Genomic DNA, 18,955 nt, shown 5'->3' with positions numbered 1-18,955 from the left:
GGAGGAGGGAGGCGACGCGGAGCGTCGTCGACCGACGACAACGCCGCGAGCGTGCGTGCCAGGCCCCGCGAGCCCGGCCTGATCCAAACGACAAGACCTAGTAGCGGAGCTACTCGGGCTTTTCGGCAACGCCGCGAGCGTGCGTGCCAGACGCCGCGGCGCAGACGGAAGATTGAAGACAGGCCCTAGGCGACACCGGGGACGGACACCGGGCGGCTGACGCGGACCGGGCGGTCGCGGTCGTCGGGTGCGGCGAGTACGCCCAGGCCGACGAGGTGGCGGACATGGGCCTCGGTCTCGGCGAGCGCGGCGAACCGCATCTTGCCGACCTGGTCCCAGGGGCGCGACCAGGTCAGGCCCGCGGTGACCTCCCACAGGGTGGGGCTGCCCGCCGCGTCGACCAGCGCGAGCAGTTCGTCGAGCCGCTCGGCGTGGTGCGCGCGCAGGTGTCCCGTGCGGGCGGCCAGGCCGCGGAAGCGGTACTCGTGGGCGGGCAGCGCCTCGTGGTCGTCCCAGTCGGCGAGCCGCTCCAGGGAGCCGAGGAAGTCGCCGAGCGGGTCCTGGCCGGGGCGGCGTCCGTGCAGGCCGATGTTGGGGGTGATGCGGGGCAGGATGTGGTCGCCCGTGAGGACGACGCGGCTCGTCGACTCGGCCAGGCAGAGGTGACCCGGGGTGTGCCCGGGCGTCCACAGGGCGACGAACTCGCGCCCTGCGAGCGGCAGCGGGTCCTTGTCCTCCAGGAGCACGTCGGGCTCGACCAGGCGGCGGGACGCGGACGGTACGGCCTTGGGGTCGGGGCCGAGCAGGTCGACGATGTCGCTCTCGGGCGCGCCCGCCTCCCGCAACCAGGTGTGCGGCGTGTCCGCCGGTGACGGCTCCGTGGCGGCGCGGCGCTGCGGGAGGCTGTCGCGTTCCGCGGGGTGCATGGCCACCCAGGCGTCGGAGGCCTCGCGCAGCCTGCCGGTCAGGCCGTGGTGGTCCGGGTGGACGTGGGTGGCCAGGATTCCCGTGACGTCGCCGGGTGACGCCCCGGCCTCGGCGAGTCCCCGGCACAGCGCGTCCCACCCCTCCTCGCTGGCCCAGCCCGGGTCGACGACGACGAGGCCGGAGTCCCCGGGGATGAGGTAACTGAGGGTGTAGCGCAGCGGGTTGGCCGGGATCGGCACCGGCACCGACCAGACGTCGGCGCTCAGGTGCTCGACGGGTGGCAGCACGCGCCTGCCCCAGGCGTCCTTCTGCAGGTGGCCGGTCACCGTGATCGCCGTACGGTCGCCGCCGTCGCCTGGCATGCGCATGGGGTGTGCCTTTCGTCGCCGTGGTGCGAGTCGCCAGATAAGGATGCAGGGCCCACGGATCTGGCGATACGGGTCAGCGGCGGGTGAGGCCCACGTCACGGGTCCTCAGCCCGCGGCCCCAGGCCCGGCATCGGCATCGCTCTCGGTCTCGGGAAGCACAGGCCGCATGAAGCTGCGCTCGTAACGCAGCACGCAGCCGCTGTCGTCCCTGATCCGGTCCGCCAGCGCCGCCCGAACCGTTCGAACGCCTCGGTCTCCGCCGGATCGATCACGTATTCGACTACACAAGTAATCATCACGACAGGCCAGGACTCGCACCCGAAGGGCGCCGAGCACCGCCGCCCCAGTCGTGGTGACACCGGCCCCGAGAGAGCATGGAGAGTACGTGTTCCCGGGCCTGCCGGGAACACGCGGGTCCATGGGAGGCAGGAGGGTTCGTGAAGTCTGACAACGGGCCGTCCTCCGAAGCCGCTGACGCGGAGACCGGGCCCCACGCGACGGCCATGCCGCCGGGCGGGCTGCTCGACCTGCTCAGCGTCGGCGCCGTCGTGCTCGACGGCGCCGGGCGCATCGTGCTGTGGAGCCCGCAGGCGGAGGAGGTCTTCGGGTACACGGCCCAGGAGGCGCTGGGCCGTCCCGCCGCGCCGCTGCTGCTGGACCAGCGGCACCAGGACATGGCGACGCAGTTGTTCACCGACGTCATGGACACCGGGGCCAGCTGGGCGGGCGCCTTCCCGATCCGGCGCAAGGACGGCAGCACCCGGCTCGTGGAGTTCCGCAACATGCGGCTGCTCGACGACCGCGGCGACGTCTACGCCCTCGGCATCGCCGCCGACCAGCGGCTGCTCCGGCGGGTCGAGACGAGACTCGCCCTGTACCAGCAGCTGGTCTTCCAGTCCCCCATCGGACTGGCCCTCCTCGACCAGGACCTGCGCTATCTGCGGGTCAACCCGGCCCTTGAGCGGATCAACGGCGTTCCCGCCGCCGACCACATCGGTCGCCGTCCCCGTGACATCCTCACCTTCCTTGACGTGGAGGCCATCGAGGCCAGCCTGAAGCAGGTCCTCGCCACCGGGGAACCGATCATCGACCGCAAGGTCGTGTCCCGTACGGCGGTCGACCCGGATCACGATCGTGCCTGGTCGGTGTCGTTCTACCGCCTGGAGGGCGCCCAGGGGCAGATCCTGGGCGTCGCCAACTCCGTCGTCGACATCACCCCGCGTCACCGCGCGCAGATCGAGGCGGAACGAGGGCGCCGCAGGCTCGCGCTGATCGCCGCCGCGTCCACCAGCGTGGGAACCACCCTGGACGTGGGCAGAACCGCGCAGGAACTGGCCGACGCCGCCGTACCGGAACCGGCCGACATCGCGGCCGTGGACATCCTCGACTCCGCACTGGAGCTCCGCCCCAGCACGGACAACGGCGAGGGGCCCCGCCGCTTCCGGGCCATGGGGCTTGCGACGGCGTATCCCACGGAGGCCGCCGACGCAGCGGACCCGATCGGCCTCCCGGCCTCGTATCACGCGGACCGGCTGGTCACCCGCTGTGTCCGCACCCGTGAGCCGGTCCTCGTGCCCCGGCTCACGCGCGCCGACCTGCCGCGCATCGCCCGCGACGAGCGCGCCGCGCAACGCCTGGCGGACGCGGGGGTGCACTCCTACCTCGCGGTGCCGCTGACCGCCCACAATCACGTGCTGGGCACGCTGGCCCTGGCCCGCGCCCGTACGCAGCCCCCGTTCGACGAGGACGACGTCGTCCTGGCCGGGGAGCTGGCCGCCCGGGCCGCCATCGCCATCGACAACGCCCGCTGGCACCAGAGCGTCCGCAACTCCGCCGAGACGCTGCAACGCAGCCTGCTGCCCGACCCTCCGCCTCCCCTGCACGGCCTGGACGTCGCCTCCCACTACCAGCCCGCGCAGGCCACCTCGGCCGTCGGCGGCGACTGGTACGACGTCATTCCCCTGGACCACGACCGCACCGCCCTCGTCATCGGCGACGTCATGGGTCACGGCATCGACGCGGCCGCCGCCATGGGCCGCCTGCGCACCGCGACCCAGGCGTACGCCGACCTGTCCATGTCGCCCGACCAGGTCCTGCACCACCTCGACCAGACCACCGTCAAGCTGGAGACCCACCTCGCCACCTGCGTCTACGCCGTCTACGACCCCCACAACCACACCCTTCGCATCTCCAACGCCGGCCACATGCCGCCCGTCCTGATCCGCGAAGGACGCCGACCGCGGCTGCTGCACCTGCCCACCGGGGCGCCCCTCGGTGTCGGAGGAGTCGAGTACCGCACCATCGAACTGCCCCTGAGCCCGCACGACCGGCTCGTCCTCTACACCGACGGTCTGGTCGAAACGCGCCACCACCTCATCGACGACCGCCTGGAACTCCTCCTGCGGCTCCTCGAGGACAGCAGCGCCCCCTCGTCCGCCACCTGCACCCGGCTCGTCGACACCCTGCGCGACGGCGACGCGATGGACGACATCGCCCTGCTCATCGCCCGCGCGCTGTAAATCCGGTGCCTCGCCGGTCACTTGTCCTGGAGCACGCGCGCCACCCGCGGGCCCAGCCAGCGCTTGAGCGAGCGCAGGGCCTGCGTGTGCTCGACCGCCCGGTCGACCCGGTAGTAGAGCTGCGGCGGGACGTACGGCAGCAGCGGTGAGTGGCGCTGGCCGAGCAGGGCGAACATCTGGTGCGGTGCCAGGTGGATGTAGCGCGTCAGGTTCTCGTACCAGTGCGCGCTGTGCCGGGCCGCGCTCTGCAGGGGCAGCAATTCGCGGCGGCGTTCGCGTTCGTAGCGCCCGAACGCGGCCGGGAGCGACCCGGGTTCGCGCAGGGCACGGGCCAGCGCAATCGCGTCCTGCATCGCCAGGGTCGTGCCGGCGCCGATGGAGTAGTGCGTGGTGTGGGCGGCGTCGCCGAGCAGCACCAGACTGCCGCGGGACCAGACGCGGTTGGTGACCGTACGGAACTGCTGCCACTGCGACGGGCCGTCGGTGTCGGTGCGGCCGATGAGCGGATGCCCGTCCAGCACATCCGCGAAGAGGCCCTCCAGGAGTTTCAGGGCGTCGGCCCGCTCCATGGTGTCGAGGCCGAGCCCCGCCCAGGTTCCGGGTGCGCATTCGACGATGCAGGTGCTGTGCGTGCCGTCGAACCCGTAGGCGTAGCACCACAGCCATCCGTGGTCCGTCTCCACGAAGGCGAAGGTGAAGGAGCGGAACACCCGTGTGGTGCCGAGCCAGATGAACCGGTTGTGCCCCAACACGGTGCGGGTGCCGAAGCATTGGGCGTGCTCTTCGCGCAGCGTGCTCCGCGCGCCGTCACCGGCCACGATCACATCGCCTTCGAGGCCGGAGCCGAGCCGCGGGGCCGGCCGGCCGAAGCGGACGTCGACGCCGAGCGAGTCCGCGCGCTCGGCGAGGATCTCCAGCAGGCGGTGGCGGCCGATCGCGAAGCCCTCGTCGCCGTGGTGGGTGGTGACGCGGTCGCGGACATGCGCCACGCCGTCCCGCCAGCGGACCGAATGCGCCTCGATGGCGCGCGCGGACACCTCGTCGTGCGCCGCGAGCAGGGTGAGCATGTCCGGCCAGTACGTGACACCCCAACCGTAGGTGGAACCCGCGGGGTTCTTCTCGTGCACGGTGATGTCCCGGCCGCGGTCCTGCAGCTTCAGGAGGATGGCCAGGTACAGGGACGCGGGCCCTCCGCCGACGCAGTCCACCTTCATGGTGCGGTCCTCTCCGCCGCGAACGCGGCGCTCTCTTCAGGGGTTCGACAGGGCCCGTGTTCGCCTGTTGGGACCCAATTCCTTGGTTTTTTCGCGAAGTATCCGTGTATCAGCCGTGACTGTCCGTGGTGAACGCCGTTGAATGTGCCGACGGCTGCGATCACGCGGCCGCACCTGCAGAACAGAAGGAGAACGTGATGTCTCGCATCGCGAAGGCAGCCGCTGTCGCGGTCGGCACGGGCGCCGTGGTGCTCAGTGGCGCTGGTCTGGCCATGGCTGACGCGGGTGCTCAGGGCGCAGCCACCCACTCGCCGGGCGTCCTGTCGGGCAACCTGGTCCAGGTCCCGATCCACATCCCGGTCAACGTCTGCGGCAACACCGTGAACGTCATCGGTGCGCTCAACCCGGCGTTCGGCAACACCTGCGTCAACGGCGAGAAGGGTGACGGCGGCTACGGCGGCTGACACCCCCTCACCTCTGACGACGGCCCCCGGCACCCCGTGCCGGGGGCCGTCGTTCGTGCCGGCGCTCATGCGTACTTGTACAGCGACGCGTGGTCGAGCATGTCGCGCAGCGGGGTGTTCCACGGCGGCAGCGTGTCGCCCAGGGCCAGCACCTTGCCGTACTGCGCCTCCCCGAGCTCGGGGGCCTGCGCGGGGAGGTAGCGGGCCGCCTTCGGACGACGCTGCCGCCACCGCGACCAGCACAGGTCGACGAAGGCGTGGTGGAGCCAGAAGACGGGGTCGTTGACCGAACCGGCGCCGAGCATGTGTCCGCCGACCCAGCGGTGCACCAGATTGTGGTTGAACCATGTGTGGTCGCCACGCCGGACGGGCCAGCCCTCGAGTCTGTTGCGAAAACCGCCGGGTGCCAGTGAGTTCCACGGCTGTACGTCGTACTCCGTCTGGTTCATGGCGTCCGCGAGGTCGTCCTTGCTGGGCAGGTCGATCGGGGACTTCGGCCGGCCGAAGTCCCGCATCAGGAAGTCGCCGTCCGTGACGGCCTCCGTGATCCTCCAGTGCCCGTTCCGGTACGCGAAGGGGCCCGAGGTCACCTGGCGGTCGGAGCGGCCTCCGTTGCCTCCCAGGAAGTCCTCGCCCCACAGGGAGACGGCCGGCGTGCGGTCCGCGGTCCAGTCCCAGTAGGGCACCGTGACACCCGGGTCCACCTTCTGCAGGGCCCGCTCGAACTCCAGCAGAAACTTTCGGTGCCAGGGGAAGAACGACGGCGTCATGTGCGCCACGCGCAGCCGACCGTCGCCGTCCCCCACGTAGAAGTCGATGTGCATGCGCACGAACTCGTCGTAGCGGCCCGACCGTTTGACGGCGAGCACCGCGTCCACGAAGCGCCGCTTCTGCGCCTTGGTGAGTGTGCGCTGGTTCTGACGTGTGTGCACCATGGCCTCACATCTCCCTGTCGTGGGGCCGCAGTTGCTGGTCGCCGAGCTCCGTCACGGCCTCCTTGGCCGCGGCCAGCGGAGTGGGGCAGGACATGTAGTGGTCGACCATGCTCAGGTACGTGCCGTCGGCGCGGCGCATGAGGTGCAGGGGGCGGCCGTCGACGGTGACGTGCCACGCGTCCGCGCGCGCACGCGTCGACCCCGACAGCCGGGTCCCGACGATGCGGCGGCCCAGGTACGTCTCGTCGAAGGACTCGTCGCCCTCGGGTTTGGGATCGTCCCGCGTGGACGGTCTGGCGTGGAGGACCGCGGCGGCGCTGACGACGGACCCGAACAGGATCAGGCCGGCGCTGCGTCTGGTCACTGCGGGACGCCGTTTCAAGATGGTCGTCATGTTCACAACTCCACCATAACTGTGGAGATGACGAATACAACGAATACCGATGCCCCACGCATACGACGGAAAGAGCCGGGGCGAGACCCTCAGAAATTGACCGTGAACATGCCATGCGAGCCATTCCGTTTTCGCATGAACACACGTCCCACGTACGGAAAGTCGGTACATTGCCCAGCGGCTTAGACGCGTGTCGCACGAACAAACGCCCGGTCACCGCGATGCGCCACGACGTGCCGTCACGCCACACGTGAAAGTTTCACAACTCATACACAATGGTGTATTAAGTGAAGTCGCACTTCCGGTACCTTCACGAGCACCCCGCTCCAGGCGCCGCCCCCTGCCCAAGTCGACGGGAACGTACGACTTTCTTCATTTCGCTCCTCCCGGAAAGGGAAGCAGGCCGTGCCCTATTCGAAAGGCTGTTTCCTGCGCCGCACTGAACCGGCCGAATCCAAGCAACCGACTTCCCCGCCCTCCGCGCCGCACGTCCTGCACGTGACGCAACCCGCCGACGGCGGTGTGGCGCGCGTGGTGACCGACCTCGTGCGCGGGCAACGGGCCGCCGGACTGGCCGTGTCGGTGGCCTGTCCCGCCGACGGCGGCCTGCGGCACAGCGTGGCCGGCCTCGGCTGCGAGGTCCTGGAGTGGGAGGCCTCCAGGTCCCCGGGCGCGGGCCTGCTCCGTGAGGCGACCGGGCTCGCGGAACTGCTGTCGCGCGTACGTCCCGACGTCATCCACGCCCACAGCGCCAAGGCGGGCCTGGTCACCCGGCTCGTGGTGCGCGGCCGCGTCCCCACTGTCTTCCAGCCGCACGCCTGGTCCTTCGAGGCGGTCGACGGCATCAGTGCACGGCTGGCCCGCACCTGGGAGCGGCGCGGCGCACGCTGGGCCTCACGGCTGCTCTGCGTCAGCGGCGCCGAGCAGCGCGTCGGCCGGAGCCACGGCATCGAGGCCGACTGGCGGCTCGTGCCCAACGGGGTGGACCTGGAGCGCTTTTGCCCGCAAGGGCCGTCCGAGCGCGAGCCTCCCGGTCGCGCGACCGCCCGCGGCGGACCGCTCGTCGTGTGCGTGGGGCGGCTGTGCCGGCAAAAGGGCCAGGACGTCCTCCTCGCGGCGTGGCCGGAGGTCCGCCGGGCCGTGCCGGGGGCCCGCCTCGTGCTCGTGGGCGACGGCCCGGAGGCGGCACGGCTGCGGGCCGCCGCTCCCGCCGCGGTCACCTTCACCGGGGCGCTCGACGATCCGGTCGGCTGGTACCGGGCCGCGGACCTGGTGGTGCTGCCGTCCCGGTGGGAGGGCATGGCGCTCGCTCCCCTGGAGGCGATGGCCTGCGGGAGCCCGGTGCTCGCCACCGACGTGGGCGGCGCCCGCGAGAGCCTGCCGCCGCATCTCGCGCCCCGGCTCCTGACACCACCGGACGATCCGGCCGCCCTGGCACGCGCGTTGACGGATCTACTGCGCGACACCGAGGGCCTGCGCGCGCTGGGCGACGACGGTTTGCGGCACGTGCGCGCACACCACGACATCCGGCGCACCGCCGCGGCGGTCGAGGACGTGTACCGAGAACTTCTGGGGCTGGAGAGCATCGAGTGCAGAGAGCCGATCACGACGTGAGCCGGGAACGAACCGTCTCCTCGCCCGCCCGGCAGCTCGCCGGGGACGACACGGGTGCGGCCGCCGTCGTCGTCACACAGCGGATTCCGGGCACCGGCAGGGTCGCCCCGACCGGCGGCCCGCCCTCGGGCGCACACCGGCTGCTGCTGTTCGTGACGGACGGCACGGCCGCGGCGCTCGGCGCGCTCCTCCTGGCTCCCCTCGCGCAACACCGCTGGCTGGTGGCCGGGTTCGTCCTGCTCGTCCTCGTCCTGTTCGCCGCCGCCGGTCTCTACCGGCTCCCCCACGAGCAGCACATGCTCGACGACTGCCCCGCGGTGATCGGCCGTGCCGCCGCCGCTTGGTGTGTCCTCACGGCGGCATGCGCGGTCCTGTCCCTGCTCCACCGGATTCCGGGACAGGACCTGCTCCTGGGGTGCGCGGCCCACGTCGTCCTCGTCCTGCTGGGGCGGGGGTTCGTGCACTGGCGGCGGCGGATCGCCCTGGTGCGCCGGCCGTGCACGGCCCTCGTGGTGGGGCCGGAGCCGGCCGCCTCGCGCGTCGCCACTGCGCTGCAACGGCACCCGGGATGCGGAATCCGGGTCGTGGGCACCGCCGGTGACGGCGCCGGGCAGCAGGACGGTGCGGCGTCGGCCCTCCCGCGGCTGACGACCGTGGAGGACCTGAGGCGCGCGGTGATCCAGACCGATGTGCGGCGGGCGCTGTTACTCGGCAGCGCCGGTGCCGCCCAGCACCGGCCGTGGCTGCGCGCGCTGGCCGAACTGCACTGCGACATCTGGGAGTTGGACCCCGAACCGTCGCCGTACGTGCCGCAGCTGCGCGAGCGGGTGCGCTACCTGGCGGGGTTCCGCTGCCGCCCCCTCGTGGGCCCGCATCTGCCGCTGCCTCGCGGAAAGCGTGCGCTGGACGTGGTGGTCTCCGCCCTGCTGCTGGTGCCCGCGGCGCCGCTGCTGGCGGCGTGCGCGTTGTGGCTGCGCGTCAGCGAGGGGCCCGGCGTCGTCTTTCGGCAGGAGCGGATCGGCAAGGACGGCCGTCCGTTCACCCTCCTCAAGTTCCGCACCCACCGCCCCACCGACGCGATCGAGTCCGCGACGCGCTGGAGCGTCGCCGGCGACCACCAGATGTCGTGGTTCTGCGCCTTCCTGCGCCGCACTTCGCTCGACGAGCTGCTCCAGCTGTGGAACGTCTTCCGCGGCGACATGAGTCTGGTCGGCCCGCGCCCCGAACGCCCGTATTTTGTCGGGCAGTTCAGCGAGTCGCATCCCGGCTACGGCGACCGGCACCGCATGCCGACCGGGATCACTGGGCTCGCCCAGATCAACGGACTGCGCGGTGACACCTCCATCGAGGACCGCTGCCGGTACGACAACGCGTACATCGCCGACTGGTCCCTGTGGCGGGACATCACCATTCTGCTGCGCACGGCCTCCGAGTTCTTCCGGCCGACGGGGAGTTGACGCCGTGACCGTTGCAACTGCCGTCACCGGCCCGCATCCCAGTCCCCTGGCCGCGGCGTGGCAGCGCGTGCGTCGCGCCGGGCCCGTGCTTCCCGTGCTGCTCCTGGTCGCCATGCTCGCCCTGCCGCTGGGTGCGGGCGAGGGCGAGGGCGGCGGGGGCACGCCGGCCGACGCAGTCTCCGGACTCGTCGTCGTCCTGTGTGCTCTGAAGCTCGCGCGCGACCGGCAGCGCCCGCTGACACGCACCGGCCTTGTCGTGCTGGCGCTGCCCGTCGTCGCCGTCCCCGTGGCCGCCCTCGGAGCGGCCTCCCCGGCCAACGCCCTTGAGGGGACGGCGCGTTACTACCAGATCCTGGCGCTCGTCCCTGCCGCCGTGCTGCTGCTCGTGCGCGATCGGGAGCGCTTCCGGCTGGTCGCCTGGGCGCTGGTGGCCCTCGGTCTGTGGCAGGGCGCGATCGGCGTCCACCAGTACCTGACCGGGACGGGCGCCTCGTACGCGGGGCAGGACATCCGGGCCGTCGGCACGTTCGGCGCCTCGGACGTGATGGGCATGTCCACAGTGGTCTCCTACGGGCTGGTCTGCGCGGTGGCCCTGGCGCTCGGCGGGCCAACGCCGCGCGCGCGGATCGGCGCCCGGGTCTGCGCCCTGGCGCTCGTGGTGCCGCTCGCGCTGTCCTTCAGCCGCGGGGCCTGGATCGCCACGGCCGCTGTCTGCCTGCTGCAACTCCTGCTCGGCGGAGTGCGCCGCGCCGTCCGGCTGCTCGCCGCCGCGCTCGCCGCGACGGTCGTCCTCGTCGGCGGTTTCGGCGTCGGGACGTCGATGCTGGAGGAACGACTGAGCAGCATCACGCAGGTCACCGCGGCGCCCGACCAGTCCGTCACGGACCGGTACACGATGTGGGCGGCGGCCATCGACATGTGGCAGGAGCACCCGGTCACCGGGGTCGGGCTCAAGAACTTCCCCGCCCACCGCGACAGCCATGCCTCGATCGCCCTGTCCGCCGGGAGCGACGTGGCCGGCGCCGGAGCGGCGTACCACCGCCAGCCGTTGCTGTCGCCGCACAACATGTATCTGCTGGTGCTCAGCGAGCAAGGGCTGCTCGGCCTCACCGCCGTCGTGGGGTCCTGGGCCGTGCTGCTGGTGTGCGGCGCGCGGCGGCTCGCCGGGGCGCACCGCAGGGGGCACGGGCTCGACTGCGCGCTCATCGGTTGCGGCCTGCTCGCCTGGCAGCTGATCGACTTCGTCTACTCCGACATCGGGGGGCCTTCCACGGTGCTCACCGCCATCGTGTTCGGCCTGGCCGCCTGGTGGGCCCTGTCCCCGGCGGCGTCCGAAAAGACGGGCGGGCGATGAGGCGCGTCCTGTCCACCGGCCGGGGCAAGGCCCCGCTCTCCCGCGTCGTGCCGGCCCAGGCCGATCCCGGCCGCGGCGACGACGGGCACCGCGCGGGCGCCACGTCCCTGGCTCGCTTCGCCCTGCTGACCGCCGGGCTCTCGGCCGCCGGGTCACTGCTCGGCCTGGGCCGCGACCAGGCGCTGGCCCAGCTGTTCGGGGCGGGGCCCCAGACGGACGCCTTCCTGGTGGCGTGGACCGTGCCCGAGGTGGCGACGACGCTGCTCATCGAGGACGGGCTGGCCTTCATGCTCGTGCCCGCGTTCAGCGCCGCGATCGCCGCACGCGCCACGGCCGGGACCACCCTTCGGGCGCCGGACCCGGTGCGGGCCCTGGTCGCCGGTTCACTGCCCCGCCTCGCACTGGCCTTCCTGGCGTGCTCGGCACTACTGATGGCCGGCGCGCGCCCTCTGGTCGCCCTGCTCGCCCCCGGACTGCCCGATCCGCAACTGGCTGTCGACTGCACCCGGTTGACCGCGACCTGTGTGCTGACGTTCGGCCTCGCGGGGTACTGCAGCGCCGCCCTGCGCGCCCACACCAGCTACCTGCCACCGGCCGCCATCTACGTCGCGTACAACACGGGCATCATCGCCACCCTGTTGGTGCTGGCCGACCGCTGGGGCGTGCGCGCGGCGGCCGCGGGCGTGGCCGTGGGCGGCTGCCTGATGGTGCTCGTGCAGGCGCCGTCGCTGCGGCGGCGCCTGCGGAGCGCGCCCCTGGGAGCCGTCCCGGACGCGGCGGACACCAGGCCGCCGGGCAGACGGTCGATCAACCTGACCATGATGGCCGTCGTCCTGCTCTTCGCGCTGTGCCGGCAGTCCCAGGTCTTCATCGAGCGCTTCCTCGCCTCGTCCCTGCCGTCGGGGGCCATCTCGCAGCTCAACTACGCGCAAAAGGTCGCGCAGTTGCCGATGATGCTCTCCCTCATGCTGTGCACCGTCACCTTCCCCGTCGTGGCCAAGGCCCTGGCGCGGGGAGACGTCGAGCAGGCTCGGGACCGCGTCGAGCGTGACATCGCGCTGGCGGCCTGCATCGTCCTGTCGGGCGCGGCCGTGGTGTTCGCCTGCGCCCCGCAGATCATCCAACTCCTCTTCCAGCACGGCGCGTTCACGGCCGCCGACACCGCGGCGACCGCGGCCGTCATGCGGGTCTACTCCCTCGGCCTGCTCGGGCACTGCCTGGTGGGGGCACTCGTGCGCTCCTACTTCTCCGCCGGCCGACCCACCTGGTACCCCGTGGCCTCGATGGCCGCGGGCATGCTCCTCACGGCCGGCGCGGGGGTGTGGGCCGTCGGTGTCTGGGGGGTCGGCGGCATCGCGGCGGCCAACGCGCTGGGCATCACGGTCACCGCCCTGCTGCTCCTGACCGCCATGGGCCGGCGCAGTGTGCCGGTACGCATCTCCGTGGTGCTGCTCGAACTCGCCAAGACGCTGCTCGCGGCGGTGGCCGCCACGGCCGCCGGGCTGCTGTGCGCGGCCCGCGTCGAGCAGCCGCTCGGCTCCCTCGCCGCCGGCTGCCTGGCCGTCGGAGCCGTGTTCGGCCTCCTGCTGTGGGCCCTGCGGGTCCAGGCGTTCTCGCCCGTCGTCCTCCTCGCGACCAGAAAGCTCCGCCATGCACGTTGACCCACCGTTCCCGGAATCCTGCGGGGCCCGTCCGGGCGTCCCGCTGACCGGCAGTTATCCCTGGGTGGCGATGTACCACTCCGTGGACGACTGCTCCGACGACCCGTACAACGTCACCGTCTCCCCGGAGCGCCTGCAGCAGCAGCTGAGCTGGCTGCGCTCGCGCGGGCTGCGCGGAGTGGGCGTCGCCGAGCTCCTCGACGCCCGCAGGCGCGGCGCCGGGCGCGGCCTGGTCGGGCTGACCTTCGACGACGGCTACGGCGACTTCGTCGAGAACGCCCTGCCGCTGCTGCGGCACTACGGGTGCACGGCCACGGTGTTCGTCCTCGCCGGCCGGCTCGGCGGCGACAACGCGTGGGACCCCGGTGGCCCGCGCAAGCCGCTGCTGACCGCGCAAGGGATCAGGGCGGCCGCGGCGGCCGGCATGGAGATCGGTTCGCACGGCCTCCTGCACGTCGACCTCACCCGGCTCGGCGAGCGGGAGCGCCGGGCCGAGATCCAGCGCAGCAGGGCACAGATCGCCGAGCTCACCGGCGGCACGGTGCACGGCTTCTGCTACCCGTACGGAAGCATCGACCGGCCGACGGTGGACGCGGTGCGCCGCGCGGGCTACCGCTACGGCTGCGCCGTCTCACCGGGCCCGCTGGCCGGCATCCACGCCCTGCCGCGCGTCTTCGTCGGCCAGCGCGACACCCCGTGGCGGCTCGAACTCAAGCGCCGCATCCGCCCCGGCCGACGGCAGGCCCGGCAGGTCGAGGAGGGCGTCCGGTGAAGGCCCTGCACATCATCACGGGCCTGGGGGCCGGCGGCGCGGAACAACAACTGCGCCTGCTGGTACGCCACTTGCCGGGCAACCACGAGGTGCTGACCCTGACCGACCCGGGGCAGGTCGCCGCCGGACTGCGCCGGGACGGGGTGCGTGTCGCCCACCTCGGCATGGCGGGCAACCGGGACGTACGGGCGCTGCCCCGTCTGGTGCGCTTCATCCGGGACGGGCGCTACAACCTCGTCCACACCCACCTCTACCGGGCCTGCCTGTACGGCCGCATTGCGGCACGCCTCGCGGGTGTACGGGCGGTCGTGGCCACCGAACACTCCCTGGGCGACGGGCAGATCGAGGGGCGCGCGCTGACCCCGGGGGTGCGCGGCCTGTATCTGGCGGGCGAGCGGCTGGGCAGGGCGACGATCGCCGTCTCCCCCGCCGTGGCCGAGCGACTGCACCGGTGGGGCGTGGAGCGGCATCGGGTCCATGTCGTCCCGAACGGCGTCGACGTCCCCCGCTTCGCCTTCGACGCCGCGGCCCGCGCCGCCGCACGCCGCGAACTCGGCCTGGCCGACGGCGCGTTCGTGATCGGCGGCGTCGGGCGGCTCGTCGCGGGCAAGCGGTTCGACGTACTGATCGACGCGCTGCGCGAGCTGCCGGGAGACGTTCGGCTCCTGCTCGTCGGCACCGGGCCCGAGGAGCCGTCCCTGCGCCGGGCCGCGTGCCGGGCCGGGGTGCAGGACCGCCTCGTCCTCGCCGGAGAGCGCCCGCACACCGCCACCGGACCGTCCGGAACCGTGACCGACCTGCCGGCCCTGATGTCCGCGATGGACGTGCTGGCCTCCCCGTCCACCGATGAGGCGTTCGGCCTGGCCGTGGTCGAGGCGCAGGCCGCCGGGCTGCCCGTGCTCCACGTCAACTGCCCGGCCCTCGACGACCTACCCGCCGGGATCGGGGCCCACGCCGTCCAAGTCCCTTGCGCACCCGGCGCGTTCGTCCGCGAAGCCACCGCACTGCGTGTCGCACCTGCGGGCCCCAGGAAGCCGTCGCAGGCCGCAGTCCACTACAGCATCGCCCGCAGCGCCGCCCTGCACCACGAGGTGTACGCGACGGTCCTGGGCGCACCGACATCAGCACCTCAGGAGTGATGACGTGAAGACCGAAGCCGACCTGAAGACCGCGACCGCACCGGACGCCGCTCCCTCCCGCACGCCGTTCGCCCGGGTCACCTCCAGCGCGCGGAGGGTGCCGCGGTGGTGGCCGCTGCCACTCGGCCTCGTGGCCGGCGCACTCGCCGGCGGTGTGTACGGCGCGGTGAGCACGCCGCAGTACACGGCGACGAGCTATGTGATCGCCGTACCCACCAAGCAGTCCGACCCGATGTCGGCGATCGGCTTCGCCCAGGCGTACGGCAGGGTGGCCACGCAGGTCGCGGTGCTGGCCGACGCCCAGGACGCCGCGGGCGTGTCGGTTCAGGCGCTGAAGTCGCAGGTGCGCGCGGAGACCTCGCCGGACGCGCCCATGGTCGCCCTGTCGGCGTCGGACACCGACCCCGCCCGCGCGAAGAAGCTCGCCGACGCCGTCGCCCGCGCCCTCACCAGCAGCGCGAAGCAGGCGAAGCCCGACACCCACGTGAAGCTCCTGCGCTTCAGCAAGGCGGCGCGACCGACCGAGCCCTCGACGCCCTCGACCGCGCTGACGACGCTCGTGGGCGGGTGCGCGGGCGGCCTGCTGGGAGGACTCGTGCTGCTGGTCCGGCCACGCCGCGAGCCCGGCGCGGCCATGGTTCCGGCTCCCGCGGCGGCGGGCGGACCGCGGGGTGACGCCTGATGGCAGGGATCGCTCCCGAACCCGTCGTCACGGTGTGCACGGACACCGCGGCCTTCGGGTCGCTGCGCGAGGAGTGGAACCGCCTGCACCGGTCCTCGCCGACCGCGACCCCCTTCCAGAGCCACGCCTGGCTGCACTCGTGGTGGCTCTCCTACGGCCGCCCGGGCCGGCTGCGTGTCGTGCTGGTCCGCCGGGGCGGCCGTCTCGTCGCGGCCGCCCCGCTGATGCTGCGCCCGCTCCCCTTCCCCGTACTGACACCGCTCGGGACGGGCATCTCCGACTTCGCCGACGTACTCGTCGACGAAGGGGACACCGAATCGGCTCAGAGCGCGGTCCGGGGGCTGGGCGCGGGACTGTGGCGGCTGGCCCGGGGCGCGGTGATCGACCTCCGGGAGGTCAGGCCGGGCAGCGCGCTCGACACGCTGCACGCCAACTGGCCGGGCCCGAGCCGCCGTTACGACGACTCGGCGTGCCTGGAACTGCCCGCCCTACCGATGGACGAGTTGGTTCGGCGCCTGCCGCGGTCCACGGCGCAGCGCGCGCGGGCCAAGATGCGCAAGCTGGACGCCGCCGGTCTCGAACGCCGGGTCGTTCCCGCGACGGAGGCAGGACCTTCGGTGCGCCGACTGCTCGCGCTCCACCAACTGCAGTGGCAGGACCGGAAAGTGACGGCCGAACACATCACTCCACGCTTCACCGAGCACCTGTCCCGCTCCGCCGCCCTCATGGCCGAGACGGGGGACGCGGTGGTCACGGAGTTCACGCTCGACGGCAGCGTCGTGGCGGCCGACCTGACCCTCGTGTCACCGCGGCTCGCGGGCGGCTATCTCTACGGCGCCCACCCAAGCCTGAGGGAACGCAAGGTCGATGTGGCCACGCTGCTGCTGCGCTCGTGCACCGAGCACCTGCGGGAGGCTCCGCGGGCGACGGTGCTGAGCCTGCTGCGCGGCACCGAGCCGTACAAGCTGCACTGGCGGCCCGAGCAACTCGTCAACCAGCGCCTGCTGTTGGCGCGCCCGGGTTCCGCGCCCCAGCTGGCAGCGCTCGTCGCCGGGCTCCGGGCCCGCGCGAGTGCCAAGCGGGTGCGGGACACGTGGCGGGAGCGCGGCGGCGGCCGAGCCTAGAGGCCGGGCCGCCGCCGTCGTCGGCTTCCTGTGAACGGTTCTACCGTTCGCGGTCGAGCCGGTTCACGAACTCCGCTCCCACCAGTCGAAGCGGACACACACCGTGCCGCCGAGCCAGCGCTCGACCCAGTCACCCAGGCGGATCGGGTGACACTTGGGCGGGTGCGCGGGCGCCGTCGGCTTCGGCGGCTTCGTGGGCGTGGCCGGCTTGGTCGGGGTGGCGGGCGGCGTCGGCACGATCACCGTGTCGCGGCCGTTCAGCGTGGCCCGGTAGACCTTCGACGCCTTCGGGTTCTCGTCGCACTGCCACACACCGTGCGGGCAGTAGTCGGTCAGGGTGTTGTAGAGCGGCTTGTGCTTGTCCATCCAAGCGAGCATGCGCCGCATGTACTCGGGGTTGTCGCCGTTGCGGAACAGCCCCCACTCCGGGTAGGAGAGCGGCTTGCCGTGCTCCTTGGCGAAGTCGACCTGCTTCTGCAGCCCGTAGGGCTCGGACACCTGCTCGTCGAAGGACCTGCCTTCCGGCTGGTCGTACGCGTCCATGCCGACGATGTCCACCACGTCGTCGCCCGGGTAGCAATCGGTCCACGGCACGGCGTCCCGGCCGCGGCTCGGCGTGAAGTCGAAGCGGAACTTCTGCCCCGGCACGGACCGCATCGTCGTGACGATCCGCTTCCAGTACTTCTTCCAGGCCGCGGGATCGGGGCCGCAGCGGTGCGTGTAGGTGATGCCGTTCATCTCCCAGCCGAGCACCACGACGGTGTCGGGCACCTTCAGGTCGACGAGGCGCTCGGCCAGGACCTTGAAGTGGGCGTCGAAGTCACCGGCCGCGCCGCGCCGCAGCAGCGTGCGCACCTCCGCGTCGGGCACACGTGCCTCGTTGCGGTCCAGCATGGGCACGTTGAGCACGAACAGCCTGTCGTCACTCGCGCGGCGCCACTTCGCCCAGCTGTCGAGGAACGTCGGCGCGCCCTCGATGTTGCTCCACCGGTCGCCGGGCAGATAGGTGTGCCCCACGCGTACGTCGGCCCCGCCGAGCCAGTCCGACAGCTTGGTCATCCGGGTCACGCCCCGGGGCCCGTAGTCCAGGTAGGCGCCGAAGGCGGAGAACGTGCGCTCGGTGTCGTCCGCGGCGGGGCTCTCCGAAGCGGAGGCACTCGGAGATCTGGAAGATGTGGGGGATGCGGCCGGGCTCGGGGGCGGGTCTGCCGGGCCGGACGGGCTCGGAACGTTGCGCGGGCTGGCGTCCGCACGCTCGATGGACACCGGCCCCGACGCGACGACCAGCGGGATCAGCACCCCCGCCGAGATCAGTGAAATCCGTCTTCGATTGGCCCATCGGGGTCTGCTGCCGGCCATGGCTTCTCCTTGGTTCGCACGTCCTCCATTCCTGACAATCAGTCACACGTACGCGCACGGCGCCATTCGTGAGCCGCCCGGCGACGCCCTTCCCTCACCCTGTTGGATCAGCCGCTACGGTCCCGTCCCGTGCGCCTCGCGAACCCGGGTGTGGGCGGTGGCCCTTGCCGGACATGGAGCCGGATCGTCGAGGGAGGGGACGGCGCCTACACCCCGCGCCCCATTTTGGAGTGACACTGCGGGCGAACGGGTGAACACGCCCCTTTCGGCGGCCGCGACGGTGGTCCACTGGACCCTGGCATGCGAGTGCCCGCGCTGCCTCCCTCCCAGCCGTCGGCTTCACGCCGCGAGGGAGGCACTCGATCGCTTCGCCTGCGCTGCCCGGCAGTTGACCCGCGTCCGCGGCCGCCGCGGGATCGAACCCCTCCGGGTGCGCCAGGATCGACTGCACAGCGAGCTGCGCGGTCAGGCGGCTGCCCGCGCCGTCGCCCGCGTGCCGGGCGATCGACTCGGCAAGGGCGCACCGGGCGGCGGGGTCGGCCGTGAACGGCACTTCAGGGGCGCCGAATTGGGGGTTGAGAAGGGCGTCGGCCTGCAGCACGAGCCGTTCGGGGTCGGCCCACTCGGGGGGCGTCGAGGTCGATGATCCGGGCGACTCCGGGCGGCAGCCCCGCGGCGAGTTCGGCGGCGGACTCGCGGGGCACGTCGGCGAGAAAGCGTAGGGACTCGACGGCGGCGAGGGGCTTGAGCACGTCCCGCACCAGGCGCGCGGGCTCCCCGCCCCGCGCACCGGTCCGGCCCGGTCGACATCCGGCACCACACCGCGGGCGCGGGCAGGTCCGGCGGCACGGTCGCCGGATCGAACGCGTCCAGGTCAAGGGCTTGTCGTTTGGATCAGGCCGGATCAGGGAGCGGGGCCTGGTGCGTGCGATCGCAAGGCGGAGGAGGGAGGCGACGCGGAGCGTCGTCGAC

At 72.5% G+C, this 18,955-nt stretch carries 15 protein-coding genes; 10 read left to right on the top strand and 5 right to left on the bottom strand.

Annotation, left to right across the window (positions count from 1 at the left end; all coding sequences use genetic code 11):
- Positions 1-185: 185 nt before the first annotated feature.
- Entirely contained in the window at positions 186-1,295 is a 1,110-nt protein-coding gene (locus ACIA8D_RS40525) for an MBL fold metallo-hydrolase (RefSeq protein WP_399240324.1), read from the bottom strand.
- A gap of 503 nt (positions 1,296-1,798) precedes the next feature.
- On the opposite strand from ACIA8D_RS40525, the gene ACIA8D_RS40520 reads away from it, so the two are divergent.
- A complete protein-coding gene (locus ACIA8D_RS40520) occupies positions 1,799-3,814 on the top strand; it encodes a SpoIIE family protein phosphatase (RefSeq protein ID WP_399240330.1) in 2,016 nt (671 codons plus the stop codon).
- 17 nt (positions 3,815-3,831) lie between these two features.
- Here ACIA8D_RS40520 and ACIA8D_RS40515 read toward each other — a convergent pair whose 3' ends face one another.
- Positions 3,832-5,028: an FAD-dependent monooxygenase gene (locus ACIA8D_RS40515; protein WP_399240322.1), complete on the bottom strand. Its 1,197-nt coding sequence runs from the start codon at positions 5,026-5,028 to the stop codon at positions 3,832-3,834.
- A 197-nt stretch (positions 5,029-5,225) separates the two neighbouring features.
- Between ACIA8D_RS40515 and ACIA8D_RS40510 the strand changes: the two genes are divergently transcribed.
- The gene (locus tag ACIA8D_RS40510; RefSeq protein WP_399240320.1) at positions 5,226-5,492 is read left to right on the top strand and encodes a chaplin; all 267 of its coding nucleotides are present in this window, start codon (positions 5,226-5,228) and stop codon (positions 5,490-5,492) included.
- Between the two features lie 65 nt (positions 5,493-5,557).
- On the opposite strand, the gene ACIA8D_RS40505 is transcribed toward ACIA8D_RS40510, so the two are convergent.
- Positions 5,558-6,427 (bottom strand): tyrosinase family protein, encoded by an 870-nt coding sequence (locus tag ACIA8D_RS40505; protein ID WP_399240318.1) that lies wholly within the window; start codon positions 6,425-6,427, stop codon positions 5,558-5,560.
- A 4-nt stretch (positions 6,428-6,431) separates the two neighbouring features.
- Entirely contained in the window at positions 6,432-6,821 is a 390-nt protein-coding gene (locus ACIA8D_RS40500) for a tyrosinase cofactor (RefSeq protein WP_399240316.1), read from the bottom strand.
- Positions 6,822-7,313: 492 nt separating this feature from the next.
- On the opposite strand from ACIA8D_RS40500, the gene ACIA8D_RS40495 reads away from it, so the two are divergent.
- The 8 genes from ACIA8D_RS40495 to ACIA8D_RS40460 all read left to right on the top strand — a co-directional run bounded on the left by ACIA8D_RS40495 (position 7,314) and on the right by ACIA8D_RS40460 (position 16,624).
- Positions 7,314-8,435, top strand: coding sequence for a glycosyltransferase family 4 protein (locus ACIA8D_RS40495; RefSeq protein WP_399240328.1), 1,122 nt, complete (start codon positions 7,314-7,316; stop codon positions 8,433-8,435).
- Positions 8,432-9,892 (top strand): exopolysaccharide biosynthesis polyprenyl glycosylphosphotransferase, encoded by a 1,461-nt coding sequence (locus ACIA8D_RS40490; RefSeq protein ID WP_399240314.1) that lies wholly within the window; start codon positions 8,432-8,434, stop codon positions 9,890-9,892. The genes ACIA8D_RS40495 and ACIA8D_RS40490 overlap by 4 nt, the downstream gene beginning before the upstream one ends.
- 112 nt (positions 9,893-10,004) lie before the next feature.
- Positions 10,005-11,246, top strand: a complete 1,242-nt coding sequence (locus tag ACIA8D_RS40485) for an O-antigen ligase family protein (RefSeq protein WP_399240326.1) — start codon at positions 10,005-10,007, stop codon at positions 11,244-11,246.
- Complete coding sequence (gene murJ, locus ACIA8D_RS40480; RefSeq protein WP_399240312.1) at positions 11,243-12,907, top strand: murein biosynthesis integral membrane protein MurJ; 1,665 nt, start codon at positions 11,243-11,245, stop codon at positions 12,905-12,907. The genes ACIA8D_RS40485 and murJ overlap by 4 nt, the downstream gene beginning before the upstream one ends.
- Positions 12,897-13,679 (top strand): polysaccharide deacetylase family protein, encoded by a 783-nt coding sequence (locus tag ACIA8D_RS40475; protein WP_399240310.1) that lies wholly within the window; start codon positions 12,897-12,899, stop codon positions 13,677-13,679. Before murJ ends, ACIA8D_RS40475 begins: the two co-directional genes overlap by 11 nt.
- The gene (locus tag ACIA8D_RS40470; protein ID WP_399240308.1) at positions 13,676-14,818 is read left to right on the top strand and encodes a glycosyltransferase; all 1,143 of its coding nucleotides are present in this window, start codon (positions 13,676-13,678) and stop codon (positions 14,816-14,818) included. Before ACIA8D_RS40475 ends, ACIA8D_RS40470 begins: the two co-directional genes overlap by 4 nt.
- 4 nt (positions 14,819-14,822) lie before the next feature.
- Positions 14,823-15,500, top strand: a complete 678-nt coding sequence (locus ACIA8D_RS40465) for a lipopolysaccharide biosynthesis protein (protein WP_399240306.1) — start codon at positions 14,823-14,825, stop codon at positions 15,498-15,500.
- Positions 15,500-16,624: a GNAT family N-acetyltransferase gene (locus ACIA8D_RS40460; protein ID WP_399240304.1), complete on the top strand. Its 1,125-nt coding sequence runs from the start codon at positions 15,500-15,502 to the stop codon at positions 16,622-16,624. The genes ACIA8D_RS40465 and ACIA8D_RS40460 overlap by 1 nt, the downstream gene beginning before the upstream one ends.
- Before the next feature lie 63 nt (positions 16,625-16,687).
- On the opposite strand, the gene ACIA8D_RS40455 is transcribed toward ACIA8D_RS40460, so the two are convergent.
- Positions 16,688-17,983 carry a glycoside hydrolase family 26 protein gene (locus tag ACIA8D_RS40455; RefSeq protein WP_399240303.1) on the bottom strand — a complete coding sequence of 432 codons (1,296 nt, stop codon included), beginning with the start codon at positions 17,981-17,983 and terminating at the stop codon, positions 16,688-16,690.
- Positions 17,984-18,955: the final 972 nt, after the last annotated feature.

Origin of the sequence: Streptomyces sp. NPDC051684 (assembly GCF_044453445.1) — a bacterium.
Classification (GTDB): domain Bacteria; phylum Actinomycetota; class Actinomycetes; order Streptomycetales; family Streptomycetaceae; genus Streptomyces.
This window is presented reverse-complemented; position numbering and strand designations above follow the sequence as displayed.